The 16,238-nt window shown below is 40.8% G+C and carries 1 protein-coding gene; it reads right to left on the bottom strand.

Annotation, left to right across the window (positions count from 1 at the left end):
• Positions 1-433: 433 nt before the first annotated feature.
• On the bottom strand, positions 434-16,150 hold the full coding sequence (locus EO122_RS03330; protein ID WP_164725948.1) for a YadA-like family protein: 15,717 nt from the start codon (positions 16,148-16,150) through the stop codon (positions 434-436).
• Positions 16,151-16,238 lie beyond the last annotated feature (88 nt).

Raw genomic sequence — 16,238 nt, 5'->3', positions numbered from 1 at the left:
GAAGAAGTATTTACCCCCCCCTAATTTTATCATAAGTTACACGCTTTGATAACGCCACCAAACGCTCATTCGTGCATTTTATAATCAACTATATAATTCCTACTACATTTTATACACTTAAATTATACCTGTTATATATGTGTTTTCAATGTGGTAATTATCAAAGGTTTATGCAACTTAGTTATAATTAAACCTCACTCACTTGAATAGCACGTTTTGTTAAATTTATGCAGTATTATCTATTCATATTTTTCGATGTAGCTATTATGCACTATCTTCATGAAGGTAAGATGAAGAAAGATAAGATTATTTCAAAAGATGTTCAAATCTATCTTTTCATCGATTGTATATAGCACATACAAAAGACACCCAGCCTTTCGACTGAGTGTCCATTTTTGTCATACCCTAAGGCATTCACCTCATGTATGGTGTATTATTTTTTTGCTTCCAGCATTGTTACACGTTCGATAAGCATTTTAATTTGTGCTTTCATTTCCTCATTCTCTGCAACTTGTTTAGCATTTTCTACATCTTTTCTAGCACTTTCTGCTTTCAAAGCTGTAATTTCATCTTGCATTACATACACAGAAGAAATTGGACCGCCTTTGTAACGTTCTGGGATCATGCTGTCTTCGCCGCCAAATCGGTACGTCATGCCTGCATTCACCATGTTTTCACCATTGCCTACGCTGACCCCTACGTTGAATAGAGTATCTTCGTTAGCATAGTGAGCCACGCCGAGTGCCAATGCACTATTACCTTTATAAGCGCCGTATCCAGCCATGACTTGGGATTTTTTAAGAGGATCATAGCTCAATGGATTCATCGCTGCTAGTGCTGCTGCATGAGCCCCAGTTTGGTTCACCTGACGGCTCACCGCGCTGGCTGCTGCCACCACTTGACCAAGGGTCGCCGCATCATCTGCTGCTGTGCCCGGTCCTACATGATGAATCGCATTGCCACCATTATCCAATCCATCTGCCGTTAAGCTAACGGATGGTTTGTTCAAGCCTTTCACTGGAGCAATCCTTATACCTTCTCCATTCACAGTGGTAGTGACAATGGAAATCGGATTACCTTCTTTATCTGTTTGGTATTTCACAGTTCCATCTGCGTTCTTAGCGATGTCCTTCGTACCATCAGGTTTTGTGATTACCTCAGGCAAGTAGTAATTGTAGGACGTAGAACCGTCTTTCATTTGTACATTTTTTGCCAAGCGTACTGTCATGGTAGCTGGTGTTTTGCCGTTAGCTGCCGTTAATTCTACACCAATATTGTGATCTGTTAATGCACCCTTAGCTTCACCTTTAATCGCTAATGTATCTCCTAATGCCACTGTAGTAGACGATACACCAGTATCAGCTGCAAATACACGACCTTTTTGTAATGTATCAGATACATCTTTCATTTGGCCTTGTGTAGCCGCTTTACCACGATCCGCCTCAGTTACTTTTGTTGGATCCCATTTCGTATTCGTCAAGCCAGACACTGTACCATCTTTAATCATCACAGTGGATGTTACCGTACCATCTGGTTGTTTTGTCGTTACAGTGACACCTTCAGGGGTTACCGCCGTATTTGTTGTATTAGCATCACCAACTTGAACTGTGTTCGTATTCACTACATTGATCGTAGCATTTGGTGCCGTAATAGTGCCTGTTGTGCCATCCACAGTGATTTGTTTGTTACCTTGACCGAAGGTCACTTTATCGTCCAGTTTCGCTGTGAAAGTTTTCACTCGTGATGTTGCATCTGCTTCCGGTGTGACAGTAATACCATTGGTACCTACTACATTGACTAAACCTGTTACTACATCTTTACCTGCATTGGTCAAGTTACTCAAATCTTTTGTCGCTGAATTGCCTTGTAATGCTTGAATGGCTTGAGCATTCTTGCTGATGTTAGTAGTATTATTCGCAATATTGGATGTGTTAGTTGCAATGTTACCTGCATTCGTAGCTATATTTTTTGTATTAGTAGCTATGTTGCCAGCATTAGTTGCAATATTCTTAGTGTTTGTAGCGATATTACCTGCGTTAGTTGCAATATTAGTTGCATTTGTTTTGATATTACCGGCATTGGTTGCGATATCTCCTGCATTTTTAGCAATATTGGTTGCATTTGTTTTGATATTGCCTGCGTTAGTTGCAATATCTCCTGCATTTTTTGCAATATTTCCTGCGTTCGTAACGATATCTGCTTTAGCTTTTGTCATATCCCCTTGTAACGTCGTGATATTTCCTTCCGCTGTCGTTAAACGAGTATCAATACCTGAGATTCTATTGATTTCCGCTTTTGCTGCATCCGTCAAATCTACAGCATATTCACGTTCGCCTTTAGCATTTAGATCGCCACCTGTTACAGATACCCTGCCACCTGTAGCTGCTTTCACAGTCGTATCTCGACCATTCACGGTATACGTTGTGACATTATCTTTCGTTTCTGTACCAATCGTTACATTGTTGCCAGCCGCTACCTTAACAGCCCCTTGTGCTGCATCGGTAATTGCTTTTTTACCTGCTGTAGTCAAGTTACTCAAGTCTTGGTTCGCTGCGTTGTCGATAGCGCTACGAGTATCATTGTCTAAACCGATATTGACCACACCATCAACGTCTGTGGAAATAGCAATACCTTTTTTAGTCACCACAGAATCTGTAGTTGCTGTTGGGCTCACTGTACCTGCTTCTAGATGTTTTGGCACTACTGTGCCTGTACCTGCTACAAAGTTCAAACCTTGTTTCAATTTCACAGATTTTGCATTCCCGTCCGTATCATTATTGGCACGATATGTAATGGATGCATCTAAGTTTTTCGCTACTACATTGCTATCACCGAAGTCTACGGTAGCTGGTTTAGCTGGAGTCGTTTCATCTCCAGTAGCAGGATCGTTTACAGCTGGTTTTGCTGGTTTCAACGTAATCGATGCATCGCCATTTTTGATGACTAAATCAGTTTTACCATCACCAGCGATTTCTTTGATGTTCGCAAGGTTTTCGGCTAATTTCACATCGAATCCATCACCGGCGGTATTTTTCACCACATCAATGTTATTCGTACCAGTACGTGTAAAGTTCTCAGCACCTTTCACTTTTAAAGTTTCACCAAGGTTACGGTGTACTTTATCTGTGTCAGCAGCGTCTTTATTACCGTAGAAGTCCAAGCCTTTTGTAGATAACGTGGAGTTTGCATTGTTGATACGAGTATCTAATTTAGAAATCGCATCGCCTACATTTTTAACAGGTTCAGTCCCATTAGTACCATCATCTTTTGTGATGTTGTACGTAGGACCTGTGAAAGAACCGTCACTGTTCACTTTGGAATCACCGCCAAGTGCTGTGGCTAGGTCAGATTTCACAGTGTGTAATTGACCACCGTTCACAGCTTCTTTAGAGTTGGCTGCTACTTTGCCATCTGCAATGTTAGATAAGGTAGTTGCTGTTTTTGTATCTCCATTGCCATTCACCACACGTGCTTGTGGGTTGTCTACTGCTTGCGGTTCTTTGTTATTGTTTTCCGCTGCAGTTTTTACAGTACCGTCAGCTTTTACTTCGTCAGCTTTATAGTACTTACCATCCTTAGCTTTTACAACTCGGTCTCCAGCTTCGTTAGTGTACACCACAGAACCAGCTTCGCCATTACGTAAAGCGTTTACTTTATCGTTTAATGTGGCATTGTTTAAACCATCTGCACCCGTTAAGCCTTTCGATCCAGATACGCCATCTTTGCCATCACGGCCATTAGAGGCTGTATCGCCAACTTTGGCTAATTGGTCTTTCACAGCTTTCGCTAATTCAACAGTAATCGTATCACCTTTTGCTGTAGTAACAATGTTTGTATTATCGCCATTGACATGCAATGTACCCTTTGCTAAGGATAAGCCTACTTTTTCTGTAGCTTGATCCTGTGCATCTTTTGTCACATTACCAGCAAAGTTCAATGTCGCGTTATTTGTTAAAGTTTCACCTAACTTATTGATAGCGTTATCTACGTATTGTTTATTCGTCGCATCGCCATCATTTTTAGCTTCTGCTACATTCGTGATGTTCATGCCACCAGCATTGATACCATCTTTGCCGATCGTTACCGTTTTTGTATCACCAGTTGTCGCACCTGCTGCTGGAGCTTGCGTATTCGTAATCGTTACTCCATCTGCACCAATAGTGATTTTGCTACCTGGTTTTCCATCTGCATCAGCATTTGTGATAGATGTGATATTTTTTAAATCACTTGCTAATTTTACATTTAATGTAGTCGCATCGGTACCATCTTTTTTCACAGTGATGTTATTTTGACCATGGATGTTTAAAGTTTCCCCCAATTTACGGTTTACTTTATCCGCTGTCGCATCATCGCCGATAAACGTCATACCACCATCTACTAAATTGGTAATTCTTGTACCTAAATTCATAATTGCTGTATTTTGACCTTGATTAGCTGCATCCAGTTTTTCGATAGCATCTTTTAAAGTATTTGCAGTATCAGTACCGCCAGTTGCTTTTGTAATATTGAAAGTTGGTCCTGTTACAGTACCATTTTCTGCAATCGTTGTGCCACCAATGACAGTTGCTAAGTTACCTACCGCTGCTAATTTTCCTTTCGTAGCATCAGATAAGTCTAATGTATACGTACGAACTCGATCTGTAGTACCTAAGTCACCACCAGAAATAGCCAATCCATCACCTGTAATAGCTACTTTTGTATCATTTGCATTGACTTTGTAAGTCGTTACACCTTCCGTTGTAGTTACATCTGTATCCACCGTTGTATTGATACCAGGTGCCACTTTAACTACTTCTTTCGCAGCTGCTTTTGCTAAGTTAGTAATTTTATTATTACCAGCATCAGATAAATTGCTCAAGTTTTTATCGGCTGCATTGTCTACTTTACTACGAGTATCTTTATCTAAGCCAAATGTAACTTTACCATCATCTTCTGCTGTAATCGCTAAACCAGATTTAGGACCATCTTCAGTTGTAGTTGCTACGTCGCTTGCTACAAAATTTAATCCTTTTTGCAGTTTTACAGATTTTGCTTCTGTATCTGGTACACTATTCGCACGATATGTAATAGATGCATCTAAGTTAGAAGCTACTAGTTTCGTATCTCCGAAATCGATACTACCTTTGTTTCCATCTTTAGGTGCTTTTACAGTAACCGTAGTATCGCCATTTTTGATCACCAAATCAGTTTTACCATCACCAGCGATTTCTTTGATGTTCGCAAGGTTTTCTGCCAATTTCACATCGAAGCCATCACCGGCAGCGTTTTTCACTACATCGATGTTGTTTGTAGCCGTTGCTTCACGTTTGAAGTTCTCAGCACCTTTCACTTTTAAAGTTTCACCCAAGTTACGGTGTACTTTATCTGTGTCAGCAGCGTCTTTATTACCGTAGAAGTCCAAGCCTTTTGTAGATAACGTGGAGTTTGCATTGTTGATACGAGTATCTAATTTAGAAATCGCATCACCTACATTTTTAACAGGTTCAGTCCCATTAGTACCATCATCTTTTGTGATGTTGTACGTAGGACCTGTAAAGGATCCGTCAGTGTTCACTTTGGAATCACCGCCAAGTGCTGTGGCTAGGTCAGATTTCACTGTGTGTAATTGACCACCGTTCACAGCTTCTTTGGAGTTAGCTGCTACTTTGCCATCTGCAATGTTAGATAAGCTAGTTGCTGTTTTTGTATCTCCATTGCCGTTCACTACACGTGCTTGTGGGTTCTCAATTCCTTCTGGTGCTTTACCATTATTTTCATCCGCAGCTTTTACAGTACCATCTGCTTTTACTTCATCAGCTTTGTAGTATTTGCCATCTTTTGCTTTTACCACACGGTCTCCAGCTTCGTTAGTGTATACAACAGAGCCAGCTTCACCATTCCGTAAAGCGTTTACTTTGTCATTTAATGTGGCATTGTTTAAACCATCTGCACCCGTTAAGCCTTTCGCTCCAGATACGCCATCTTTACCATCACGGCCGTTAGATGCTGTATCGCCTACTTTAGCTAATTGGTCTTTCACAGCTTGCGCTAATTCCACAGTAATGGTATCGCCTTTTGCTGTCGTTACAATGTTTGTATTATCGCCGTTGACATGCAATGTACCCGTTGCTAAGGATAAGCCTACTTTATCTACCGCTTTATCTTGTCCGTCTTTCGTCACATTACCAGCAAAGTTTAGATTTGCATTATTAATAACTGTTGTTTGTAGCTTAGTAATCTCATTATCTACATATTCTTTATTCGCTGCATCGCCATTCTCTGTTGCTTTCGCTACATTAGTGACTTTCATACCACCAGCATTGATACCATCTTTGCTAATAGTTACAGTTTTTGTGTCCCCAGCTGCGCCATCTGCACCTGCTGCTGTATTAGCAATGGATACACCATCTGCGCCTAAGGTAATTTTGCTACCTGGTTTATTATCTGCATCAGCATTTGTGATGGATGTGATACTTTTCAAATCACTAGCTAGTTTTACGTTCAATGTAGTCGCATCGGTACCATCTTTTTTCACAGTGATGTTGTTTTGACCATGAATGTTTAAAGCTTCTCCTAATTTACGAGCTACTTTATCTGCTGTTGCATCATCACCGATAAATGTCATACCACCGTCTACTAAATTGGTAATTCTAGTACCTAGATTCGTAATCGCTGTATTTTGACCTTGGTTGGCTGCATCCAGTTTTTCGATAGCATCTTTTAAAGTATTTGCAGTATCAGTACCGCCAGTTGCTTTTGTAATATTGAAAGTTGGTCCTGTTACTGTACCATCTGTAGCAATCATTGTGCCACCAATGACAGTTGCTAAGTTACCTACCGCTGCTAATTTGCCTTTTGTAGCATCGGATAAATCTACTGAGTATGCACGCACTTTATTAGTATCTGGAGTTGCATTATTGATCGTTAATGCATCACTACCTACTGCTACTGTTGTGTCAATTGCATTCACTTTGTAGATCGTTGTACCTTCTGTAGTCGTTGTATCCGTATCCACTGTTGTGTTGATACCAGGTGCTACTTTTACCACTTCTTTCGCAGCTGTTTTAGCTAATGCACTTACTTGGTCTTTACCAGCTTGTGTCAAGTTGCTTAAGTCCTTGTTCGCCGCATTGTCGATAGCACCACGTGTGTCACTATCTAAACCGATATTAACTACGCCATCAACATCCGTGGAAATAGCGATACCTTTTTTAGTCACCACAGAATCTGTAGTTCCTGTTGGACTTGCAGTACCTGCTTCTAGAATTTTTGGCGCTACTGTACCAGTACCTGCTACAAAGTTCAAACCTTTTTTCAGTTTTACTGTATTTGCAGTTGTATCTTCAGCACTATTCGCACGGTATGTAATAGACGCATCTAAGTTTTTTGCTACCACATTGCTGTCACCGAAGTCTACTGTAGCTGGTTTAGCTGGTGTTGTTACATCACCTGTCGTAGGGTTAGTTACAGCTGGTGTAGCAGGTTTCAATGTAATCGTTGCATCACCGTTTTTAATAACTAAACTATCTGAGCCATTACCAGATATACCTTTCATATTGCCAAGATTTTCTGCCAATTTCACATCGAATCCATCACCGGCAGCGTTTTTCACTACATCAATGTTATTCTTAGCGCCTTCAGCACGAGCAAAGTTTTCTGCACCTTTCACTTTTAAAGTTTCACCCAAGTTACGGTGTACTTTATCTGTGTCAGCAGTGTCGTTATTACCGTAGAAGTCTAAGCCTTTATTTCCAACATTGGTATTGGAATTATTGATAGCATTATTGATAGCATTATCTACATATTCTTTATTTGTTGCATCGCCATTCTCTTTTGCTTTCGCTACATTAGTGACTTTCATGCCCCCAGCATTGATGCCATCTTTGCCGATAGTTACAGTTTTAGTTTCACCAGCTGCTCCATCTGCACCTGTTGCTGTATTAGCAATAGATACACCATCTGCACCTAAGATAATTTTGCTACCTGGTTTTCCATCTGCATCAGCATTAGTGATGGACGTGATATTTTTCAAATCACTAGCTAATTTTACATTCAATGTAGTCGCATCGGTACCATCTTTTTTCACCGTGATATTGTTTTGGCCATGGATGTTTAAAGTTTCTCCCAATTTACGAGCTACTTTATCTGTCGTCGCATCATCACCGATAAACGTCATACCACCGTCTACTAAATTGGTAATTCTAGTACCTAGATTCGTAATCGCTGTATTTTGACCTTGGTTGGCTGCATCCAATTTTTCTATAGCATCTTTTAAAGTATTCGCAGGATCAGTACCACCAGTTGCCTTTGTAATATTGAAAGTTGGTCCTGTCACAGTTCCATCTGTAGCAATCGTTGTACCACCGATGACAGTTGCTAAGTTACCTACCGCTGCTAATTTGCCTTTTGTAGCATCTGTTAAACCGATTGTAACAGCGTCACCTTTTGCAGTTGTTGTAATATCTGTAGCATCACCTTTGATATGTAATGTTTTTGTTGCTAATGGCAATCCTACTTTTTCTGTATCTTGATCTTGTGCGTCTTTTGTTACATTACCTGCAAAGTTTAGATTTGCATTGCCTGTAATTGTGCTATTTAGATTAGCAAGTTCTGTAGCTACATAATCTTTACTTGCAGCATTGTCGATAGCACCACGTGTGTCACTGTCTAAACCAATGTTTACCACGCCATTTTCTGCTGTGGAAATAGCGATACCTTTTTTAGTCACCACAGAATCTGTAGTTGCTGTTGGACTTGCCGTACCTGCTTCTAAATTTTTTGGCGCTACTGTGCCAGTTCCTGCTACAAAGTTCAAACCTTTTTTCAGTTTTACTGTGTTTGCAGCTGTGTCTTCAGCATTATTCGCACGGTATGTAATATCTGCTTCGATATTCTTAGCCACTAACGTTGTATCACCGAAGTTTACACTTCCTGGAACAGCTGGTTTTTCACCCTCTTTTTCTTTACCAGGAGATACTACAATTTTAGAGTCACCATTTTTGATGACTAGATCAGTTTTACCATCCCCGGCGATTTCTTTCATGTTCGCAAGGTTTTCTGCTAGCTTCACATCGAAACCATCACCTGCAGTATTTTTCACTACATCAATGTTGTTTGTAGCTGTTGCTTCACGTTTAAAGTTCTCAGCACCTTTCACTTTTAAAGTTTCACCAAGGTTACGGTGTACTTTATCTGTGTCAGCTGTATCCTTGTTACCGTAGAAGTCTAAGCCTTTTGTAGATAACGTGGAGTTTGCATTGTTGATACGAGTATCTAATTTAGAAATCGCATCACCTACATTTTTAACAGGTTCAGTCCCATTAGTACCATCATCTTTTGTGATGTTGTACGTAGGACCTGTAAAGGATCCGTCAGTGTTCACTTTGGAGTCACCGCCAAGTGCTGTCGCAAGGTCAGATTTCACATTGTGTAATTGACCACCGTTCACAGCTTCTTTGGAGTTAGCTGCTACTTTGCCATCTGCAATATTAGATAAAGTAGTAGGAGCTTTTGTATCTCCATTACCATTTACCACACGTGCTTGTGGGTTGTCTACTGCTTGCGGTTCTTTGTTATTATTTTCATCCGCAGCTTTTACAGTACCATCTGCTTTTACTTCATCAGCTTTGTAGTATTTGCCATCTTTTGCTTTTACCACACGGTCTCCAGCTTCGTTAGTGTATACAACAGAGCCAGCTTCACCATTCCGTAAAGCATTTACTTTATCATTTAATGTGGCATTGTTTAAACCATCTGCACCCGTTAAGCCTTTCGATCCAGATACGCCATCTTTGCCATCACGGCCGTTAGAGGCTGTATCGCCAACTTTGGCTAATTGGTCTTTCACAGCTTGTGCCAATTCAACAGTAATTGTGTCACCTTTTGCTGTGGTAACAATATTTGTATTATCTCCTTTGACATGTAATGTGCCAGTTGCTAATGCTAAACCTATTTTATCCGCAGCTTTATCTTGTTCGTCTTTTGTTACATTACCTGCAAAGTTTAGATTTGCATTGCCTGTAATTGCGCTATTTAGGTTAGTTAGTGCATTTTCTACATACTCTTTACTTGCTGCATTATCAAGAGTGGTACGTGTAGCTTTGTCTAAGCCAAATGTAACCTTCCCATTATCCTCTGCTTTGATCGCTAAACCGGATTTAGGGCCGTCTGCCGTAGTCGTTGCATCGTTACTTGCTACATAATTAAAGCCATCAGCTAATTTAACGGATTTAGCATTTCCTACTGCTTCATCATTGGCACGGTATTTGATAGATGCATCTAAATTAGAAGCTACTAATTTCGTATTTCCGAAGTCAATGCTACCTTTTTCTCCATCTTTAGGAGCTTTTACTGTAACCTTAGTATCGCCATTTTTGATTACTAAGTCATGTGTACCATCCCCTGCGATTTCTTTGATATTACCAAGGTTTTCAGCCAATTTCACATCAAGAGCTTTATCATTTTTCACAACTTTAATATTGTTCCCATTAGCTCCACGAGTGAAATTTTCTCCCCCTTTGATGGTTAAAGTTTCTCCTAAATCACGGTGTACTTTACCATTGTCTGTTGTATCGTCGCCAGTGAAATTCAACCCTTTTGTTGTAGCTGCTGTTCCAGCATCAGTAATTTTTTTAGACAAATCATTATAATTATTAGTAACTGTTGTTCCTAAATCTGTTACTTTGCCTTCTAAGGTTGTTACTTTACCAGCAGTATCAGAGATTTTTGAATTTTGACCTTCATTAGTTGCATTTAACTTATCGATAGCATCTTTCAAGGTAGTTGCATTTTCACTAGTACCATCTGCTTTTGTAATATTGAAAGTTGGTCCTGCCACAGTTCCATTTGCAGCAATTGTTGTGCCACCGATAACAGTAGCCAAACCACTTACAGCTGTTAATTTACCTTTTGTGGCATCGGATAAATCTAAGGAATACTTACGAACTTTATCTGTACCTAGATCACCACCAGTAATAGAAAGGGCATCTCCTGTAACTGCTACTGTTGTGTCATTTGCATTCACTTTGTAAATTGTTGTACCTGCTGTAGTTGTTGTATCTGTATCCACTGTTGTATTAATACCAGGGGCTACTTTTACAGCTGTTTTCGCCGCATCTTTCGCTAATTCTTTTACTTTGTCTTTGCCAGCATCAGATAAATTACTTAAGTTCTTATCTGCTGCATTGTCTACTTTACTACGAGTATCTTTATCTAAGCCGAATGTAACTTTACCATTATCCTCTGCTGTAATCGCTAAACCAGATTTAGGGCCGTCTGCAGTTGTGGTTGCATCGTTACTTGCTACGTAATTAAAGCCATCTGCTAATTTAACAGATTGCGCATTTCCTACTGCTTCATCGTTTGCACGATATTTAATAGACGCATCTAAGTTAGAAGCTACTAATTTCGTATTTCCGAAGTCAATGCTACCTTTTTCTCCATCTTTAGGAGCTTTTACTGTAACCGTAGTATCACCATTTTTGATGACTAAGTCATGTGTACCATCCCCTGCGATTTCTTTGATATTACCAAGGTTTTCTGCCAATTTCACATCAAGAGCTTTATCATTTTTCACAACTTTAATATTGTTCTCATTAGCTCCACGAGTGAAATTTTCTCTCCCTTTGATGGTTAAAGTTTCTCCTAAATCACGGTGTACTTTACCATTGTCTGTTGTATCGTCACCAGTAAAGTTTAGCCCTTTTGTTGTGGCTGCTGCTGTAGCTGCTATTCCAGCATCAGTAATTTTTTTAGACAAGTCATTATAATTATTAGTAACTGTTGTTCCTAAATCTGTTACTTTGCCTTCTAAGGTTGTTACTTTCCCAGCAGTTTCAGAGATTTTTGTATTTTGCCCCGCATTAGTCGCATTTAACTTATCGATAGCATCTTTCAAGGTAGTTGCATTTTCACTAGTACCGTCTGCTTTGGTAATACTGAAAGTTGGTCCTGTTACAGTTCCATTTGCAGCAATTGTTGTGCCACCGATAACAGTAGCCAAACCACTTATAGCAGTTAATTTACCTTTTGTGGCATCGGATAAGTCTAAGGAATACTTACGTACTTTGTCTGTACCTAGATCTCCACCAGTAATGGCAAGGGCATCTCCTGTAACTGCCACTGTTGTATCATTTGCATTCACTTTGTAAATTGTTGTACCTGCTGTTGTGGTTGTATCTGTATCCACTGTTGTATTAATACCAGGGGCTACTTTTACGGCTTCTTTAGCAGCTGCTTTCGCTAATTCAGAGACTTTATTAGTACCAGCTGTGTTTAGATTGCTCAAATCCTTGTTCGCAGCATTATCAATAGCACCACGTGTATCACTGTCTAAACCGATATTAACTACCCCATTTGCTGCTGTAGAAATAGCGATACCTTTTTTAATGGCTACTCCATCTGTCGCCGCTGTTGTGCTTCCCGTACCTGCTGGTAAATTTTTAGGTGCTACTGTGCCAGTACCTGCTACGAAATTAAATCCATCTGCTAATTTAACCTTATTCTTCGCTGTCTCAGTACCCGCTTTATAGGCAATATCCGCTTCTAAATTAGATGCTACAACTTTTGCATTACCAAAGTTAACAGTACCGTTGTCGCCAGTTTTACCCGGTGTGATCGTCACTGTGTTAGTACCATTTTTGATGACTAAATCAGTTTTGCCATCACCAGCGATTTCTTTCATACCAGATAGCTTGTCAGATAATTTAACAAGTAATCCATTGGCTCCATTAGAACCATCTTTTTCGACGCGAATGTTCGTATTCGCTGTGGTAGATGTGTAATTAGCGCCGCCTTTCACTGTCAACGTCGTATCTAATGCACGAGCTACGCCAGCATTATCATCGCCTGTGAAAGTAATTGCTTTGCCTTTGAAAGTATCAAAATCAGATTGGCTAACTTTTCCTCCTACCTCAGTAGTAAGATTGGAGATCTGTGTCGTATGGGTATTCACTGTTGTATTGATACCATCTACTACAGATTTTTGCGCAATGTCCTTAATTACTACACGAGTGCTTTGGTCTTGGTTATTACCATTTTGTTGAATCAACGATGCTTTACCATCAGTACCAACTGTATACTCACCAGTTTTGATATGCATCTCTGCAGTTTTATCAATTTTATCATCAAGCGCTGCTTTCACTTTGCCAGAAGTAACTAGTTTACCATCTTCACCAGTGGCTCCTACAGAGCTTGCAATATTAGGGGTAATGGTCACAGCACCGTTACTTGGATTCACCGTCAATGCTGTACTATTTCCACTAGTAATCGATGTTACTACATTCTTAGCCTTAATGGTAACCGTACCATTAGCATTTTCGATGGCAATGTTATCGCCTGCTTTTAAAGTAACAGCTTTTTTCGTCAAACCATTCACAGTTTGCGGTGTAGCCACTGCCGTAGTAGTTCCATCTTGTGTACGCAATGTCCATTCATCGGATTTTTTCGCTACATCCGTAATTTCAGCTGTTTCACCAGTAACATCTTCTCCTTTACCATTTACGTAATTTAGAGTGATTTTACCATTAGCATCTGGTGTATAGGCAGTAGTTCCCTTTTGGGCTTTGATATGGCGCTCATTGGATTCTAATGCTTTCACCTGTTTCAAGTTTACCGCATCATAATCACTCACACCACCTGCTAAACCTGTCAAACGACGGGCGATAGTTTCTCCATCACCAGAAGATCGTTTTTTACCAATTGCCACAATGCCATTACCAGCATCATTAGCCGCATCTTCCGATGATTTATCTAATAAATAGGCATATGTTTTTTGTGCGTCTGGTACTTTGTTGGAAAGTGTTACTTCATTCTCCCCAATCTCTGTTCCCCAGCCAATAGCTACGCTACCTTGTCCGCCTAATACTTTCGCACTCGTACCAATAGCCACGCTATGGTTTGCTTTAGCTTGTGCAGAATCACCTAATGCAATAGCAGAGTTAGCAGAGGCAGCAGCACTATTACCAAGAGCCACAGCTTTTTCAGAGGAGGCCGTTGCAGATAAACCAAGGGCTACCGTTTTTTGAGCAGATGCACTAGCTGATGAGCCCATCGCCACCGCACTATCAGCAGAGGAATTAGCAGCTGAACCAAGTGCTAAAGAATTAGAAGCCGTAGCTTTTGCCCCTTTGCCCATAGCAGTAGCGCCTTCCGCTTTTGCCTGTGCAGAAGTACCAATGGCTACAGAGTTTGTAGCAGAAGCAATTAACTCATCCCCCGTATCTGGGTTAGAACCAATAGCAATGGCATTTTTGCCTCCTACTTTGGCTTTATAACCAATGGCTGTGGAGTATTGTGCTGCTTTTTCTGTCGTATTCGTAGAGCCGATGTTTACAGATTGGTTGCCCTGTGTTGTGGAGTTATAGCCTAATAACACGCTGGCTGTAGCAGATTCACTAGCAGTTAGATTTAAACCGATAGCCGTTGTATAGTCTTTTGTATTTTGAACATTTTTACCGATCGCAACTGCTCCACTACCACCAGCTGTTGTTCCAGAACCGATGGCAACGGTATAGGATGCTGTCGCACTCGTTGTGTTATCACCATTGTTATTACCAATACTGATGGCGTGATCGCCAGAAGCAGTTACTTTATAACCAATACCGACTGCTGCTGATCCGGATACTGCGGTGTTAGAACCAGCACCGAAAGACTGATTCCCACTTGCATTCACTGTATAACCAATTGCTGTCGATCCACCACCAGTTGCGTTGGCTGCATTACCAAGTGCACTATCATTAGCATTCGACGCACGGGAAGTAGTACCTACTGCAATAGTATCTGCTGCTTGTGCTTGCGCATCATTACCCATAGCAATACCACTTGTGCCACCTGAAATAGCTCCTTTACCAATGGCAACAGCATTGGCTTTCTCTGCATTGGCTCCATCACCGATAGCGGTAGCACTAGCCTCTGCTGCTTCTGCTTCATTACCTACTGCAATGGATTTAGCTTTTGTGGCTTGAGCGCTTTTACCAATGGCAGTAGATGCATCTCCTTTACCTTCTGCGGATGTACCAAGTGCAATGGCATTTGTATTCCCTGCTAGCGCCTCTTTACCAATCGCTGTAGAACTATCATTATTAGCTTGTGCTTTTGTACCAACAGCAATGGCGCTTTCCCCTGCAGCCACTACTTTTCTATCAGCCTTGTCACTAGAGCCAATAGCTACCGCATTATTTCCGGTCGCTCTAACTTCATAACCAATCGCTGTGGATCTAACTTTACTGGCTTGTGCATCTGTACCAATTGAAGTTGCATTAGCTCCACTTGCATTAGCTTTAGTCCCAATAGCTACTGCATTTTCTGCAGAGGCAGATGCCTTGGTACCTAAGGCAGTCGCACTTGTACTTGATGCAGTGGCATTATAGCCAATAGCTGCGGCTTTTTGCCCACTAGCTATTGTATTTTCTACGTTATCATTAGAAGCCTTTCCATCACCGCCACCAATAGCAATAGCATTCGCTGCTGTTGCATTAGCACTACGACCTAGGGCTGTAGCATTTCCGCCTGTAGCCATAGCTCGCAAGCCAACAGCCATATCACCCCATTGTCCATAACTATTAATAGTACTTGCGTTATCGTTATTAATATTATCTCCCGGTCTACCAGCTGTATACACATCAGCACCTGCTAAGGCTTGCCAACCTACTGCAATGGCACCTTGACCATAGCCGCGAGAACTAACACCTAGCGTAGTGGCGCCTTCCTTCAATGCTCTAGCCTGTTCACCAATAGCAACACCATGCAAGTCTGCACGCACATTATAGCCAATACCAATACCATAATCACCTGTTGCCTCGGTACTACGACCGATTGCTACTGCATAAGACTTCCTCGTTTTCGAATTTAAGCCCACGGCTAAAGAAGAGTTGCCTTCCGCTACTGCATTAGCTCCAAGCGATATACTAGGATCTATGGTATTCACACCAGGATATGCTGTACCTTTTGCAAAACTATTACTTCCAATTGCAATTGACCCTGGGCTCGCTGCATTGCCACCATCTAAACCACCTGCATAAACAAAACTAGCCATCTCCGACCCCACAGCCATAGCCGCCAAGATGCTAGCTACTACAATTTTCTTTTTCCCCGAATGATTTTTCGCCACTTCTGATACAACAATATAACATTGTTTAGACTTGCTCCAGATAACTTTAAATATCTTATTCATTGTGTTTTGACTCCTATACATACTACTAACTACGTTCCATATATTCTGCACTCTATGCTACTACACGCTTTCACCTTTGAAAGTCCTA

This window comes from Veillonella sp. CHU110 (genome assembly GCF_003992255.1).
Taxonomy (GTDB): domain Bacteria; phylum Bacillota; class Negativicutes; order Veillonellales; family Veillonellaceae; genus F0422.
Note: the sequence above shows the minus strand (reverse complement) of the source record. Positions and strands in the feature narration are given on the sequence as shown.

Bases quoted from the DNA above. Each gene is read 5' to 3' on its own strand.
- EO122_RS03330 (WP_164725948.1), bottom strand. From the start codon at position 16,150: ATGAATAAGATATTTAAAGTTATCTGGAGCAAGTCTAAACAATGTTAT.